Consider the following 3194-nt stretch of genomic DNA (forward strand, 5'->3'; position numbering starts at 1 on the left):
GACTGCGACATCCATGTCAGTAGTCCTCCGGCGAGCCGACCGCCAGCGCGATTTCGAGGATCTGCCGGTGCACGTTCGGCACCCCGGCAAGCGCCGAACGCGAGGCGGGCGTCCAGTCCGCGCCTGCGAGGTCGGTGACGACGCCGCCGGCCGCGCGCACCAGCGCCACCCCCGCCGCGTGGTCCCAGACGTGGTGACCGAAGCTGATGGCGCCGCCGAGCACGCCCGCGCCGGTGTAGGCGAGGTCGAGGCCTGTCGAGCCATGCATCCGGATCCGGGAACACCTGCGGCTCAACCGCTCGAGCGTGGCCATCCGGTAACGGCCGGGGAATTCGCCCCGTGAGTCCACGTTGAACGTCCCGATGGCGACGATCGACTGGTCCAGTTCGGCCTCCTTCAGCGCGGGCTGAGCAATTCCGTTGGCGTACAGCGGCCCTCCGACCACGGCGGTGTAGCGCTGCTCGGTGAACGGCAGCCAGGTGAGCCCGGCGACCGGCACGCCGTCGCGCAGCAAACCGAGGAGGATTCCGGCGGTGGGCAGCCCCGCGGCGTAGTTGAAGGTGCCGTCGATGGGGTCGAGCACCCACACCAGGTGTGAGTCGATCGGAGCGCCACCGAATTCCTCACCGTGCACACCGATGCCGGTCGCCTCCTCCAACGCCTTCACCACCTGGCGTTCGATGGCGAGGTCGACCTCGGTGGCGAAGTCGTTACCCTTCTTCCGCACCGCGGACTGAGCGCGGTGGCCGACGACGAATGGCTTGGCCGCAGCGTCGAGGATCACCGTGGCCTCGGCGACGAGCCCATCGAGATCCGCGTCGTCCAGCGCCATCGCGTCTACCGACTCACCGCGGCGAGGGCTTCGGGAAGCGTGAATCGCCCTGCGTACAGGGCCTTCCCGACGATCGCTCCCTCGACACCGGCGTCCGTGAGGGTCGCGATGGCGAGAAGGTCGTCGAGGCTCGACACCCCACCGGATGCGATGACGGGGGCGCCGGTACGTTCCGCGACGGCGGCCAGAAGTTCGAGATTCGGGCCGTTGAGCGTGCCATCCTTGGTGACGTCGGTGACGACGAACCGCGAGCAGCCTTCGGCGTCAAGGCGTTCCAGCACCGGCCAGAGGTCTCCCCCGTCGGTCTCCCAGCCTCTGCCTCGCAATCGGTAGTGGCCGGCTTCGAGTTTGACGTCGAGCCCCACGGCGACCTTGTCGCCGTGCTCAGCGATCACGCGCGCGCACCACTGCGGATTCTCGAGCGCAGCGGTGCCGAGATTGACCCTGGCGCAACCGGCGTCCAGCGCCGCGGTCAGCGACGCGTCGTCACGGATGCCGCCGGAGAGTTCGACTGCGACGTCGAGCTTGGCGATCACCTCGGCGAGCAGTTCGCGGTTGGACCCTCGACCGAACGCCGCGTCGAGGTCCACCAGGTGGATCCACTCGGCGCCGTCGTTCTGCCAGCCCAGCGCGGCGTCCAACGCCGAGCCGTAGTCGGTTTCACTGCCTGCCACGCCCTGCACCAGACGCACCGCCTTGCCGTCGACCACGTCGACGGCGGGCAGGAGTATCAATGGTCTTTCGGCTGGCACGTCACTCATAACCATTCAGAGCCCCTCGACCCAATTGGAGAGCAGCGTCGCACCCGCGTCGCCACTCTTCTCCGGATGAAACTGGGTGGCGCACAACGCGCCGTCCTCGACGGCCGCAAGGAACGGCACGTGATGCGTCGCCCACGTCAGAACGGCACTCGCATCACCCTCCCATTTCTGAGCGGCATAGGAGTGCACGAAGTAGTAGCGGGTGTCGGCGTCCAATCCCTTGAACAACACACTGCCCGGCGCCGCGTCCACGACGTTCCACCCCATGTGCGGGATCACCGGCGCGTCCAAGCGCACGACGGAACCTGGCCACTGACCGCAGCCCTCGCTGTCCACGTCGAACTCCACGCCGTGGGCGAACAGGATCTGCATCCCGACGCAGATGCCGAGCACCGGGTGACCCTTCGCCAACCGCTCCGCGACGATCTTGTCGCCGTTCACGGCGCGAAGCCCCGTCATGCACGCTTCGTACGCGCCGACCCCCGGGACCACCAGACCGTCCGCTGCCGCGGCGGCGACGGGATCGGCAGTCACTTCGACGTCGGCGCCCACCCGCTCGAGCGCACGCTGGGCCGACCGGAGATTGCCCGAACCATAGTCGAGCACAACGACTTTCGTCGTCACAAACTGCCCTTCGTCGACGGCACCCCGGACACCCGGGGATCTGGCTCGACGGCTTGGCGCAGCGCCCGGGCCACGGCCTTGAACTGGGCCTCGGTGATGTGGTGCGGGTCGCGGCCGTAGAGGGTGCGCACGTGCAGGGCGATGCGCGCGTTGTAGGCGAGCGACTCGAAGACGTGCCGGTTGATCACCGTGTGGTACGGCGCGCTCGACCCCGCAATCGTGAAGTGCACCATGAAGTCCGGTTCGCCGGTGTGGACGAAGTAAGGCCTGCCCGACACGTCGACGGCGGCGTGCGCCAGCGTCTCGTCCATCGGGATGAACGCGTCGCCGAACCGGCGGATGCCCTTCTTGTCGCCGAGCGCCTCGCCGAGGGCCTGTCCGAGCACGATGGCGGTGTCCTCCACGGTGTGGTGGCCCTCGATCTCGACATCGCCCTTGGCGTGCACGGTCAGGTCGAAGCTGGCGTGGCTACCGAGGGACGTCAGCATGTGGTCGAAGAACGGCACACCGGTGCTGATTTCGGTCTGACCGGTGCCGTCGAGGTCGAGCTCGACGACGATGTCGGATTCCTTGGTCTTGCGTTCGATTCTCGCGCGGCGGTTGGCCAAGATGGTCATGATCAAGCTCCTCGGAGGCTCTGCTGGACGAGTTCGGTCTCGGAAACGCGCGCGCTGGTGTCGAGCAGCACGTCGTTCTCGTCGACCAGGCCGGTGGTGGCGCGCAGGAAGCCGGGGATGCCGACGTCGCGGATGAGCACGCCGGCGTCGAGGTAGCGCTGCCATGCCGCGGGCGCGTCGGCGAACTCGCCGAACAGCACGAAGTTCGCGTCGCTCGGAATCACGCGGAAACCCATGTCCGCCAAGGCTTCCGAGACCCGGTTGCGTTCGTCGATCAGCCTGGCGACGCTACCGAGGGTGTCGTCGGCGTGTCGCAGGGCGGCGCGCGCGGCGGCCTGAGTGAGCACGGACAGGTGATAC

General features: G+C 68.0%; 5 protein-coding genes. All 5 read right to left on the minus strand.

Annotated elements, in window-relative coordinates; all coding sequences use genetic code 11:
- Positions 1-16: 16 nt before the first annotated feature.
- Positions 17-832: an inositol monophosphatase family protein gene (locus ACRDUX_RS41470; RefSeq protein ID WP_526423493.1), complete on the minus strand. Its 816-nt coding sequence runs from the start codon at positions 830-832 to the stop codon at positions 17-19.
- A gap of 5 nt (positions 833-837) precedes the next feature.
- The gene (priA, locus tag ACRDUX_RS41475; RefSeq protein ID WP_526423495.1) at positions 838-1593 is read right to left on the minus strand and encodes a bifunctional 1-(5-phosphoribosyl)-5-((5-phosphoribosylamino)methylideneamino)imidazole-4-carboxamide isomerase/phosphoribosylanthranilate isomerase PriA; all 756 of its coding nucleotides are present in this window, start codon (positions 1591-1593) and stop codon (positions 838-840) included.
- 6 nt (positions 1594-1599) lie between these two features.
- The gene (hisH, locus tag ACRDUX_RS41480; protein WP_526423497.1) at positions 1600-2217 is read right to left on the minus strand and encodes an imidazole glycerol phosphate synthase subunit HisH; all 618 of its coding nucleotides are present in this window, start codon (positions 2215-2217) and stop codon (positions 1600-1602) included.
- Positions 2214-2834 (minus strand): imidazoleglycerol-phosphate dehydratase HisB, encoded by a 621-nt coding sequence (hisB, locus tag ACRDUX_RS41485; protein ID WP_526423499.1) that lies wholly within the window; start codon positions 2832-2834, stop codon positions 2214-2216. Before hisB ends, hisH begins: the two co-directional genes overlap by 4 nt.
- A 2-nt stretch (positions 2835-2836) precedes the next feature.
- Positions 2837-3194, minus strand: a 358-nt coding sequence (locus ACRDUX_RS41490; RefSeq protein WP_526423501.1) for an aminotransferase class I/II-fold pyridoxal phosphate-dependent enzyme, incomplete at its 5' end; no start/stop codon positions are given.

The sequence above is a fragment of the Mycobacterium sp. genome, from assembly GCF_050701675.1.
Lineage (GTDB): Bacteria > Actinomycetota > Actinomycetes > Mycobacteriales > Mycobacteriaceae > Mycobacterium.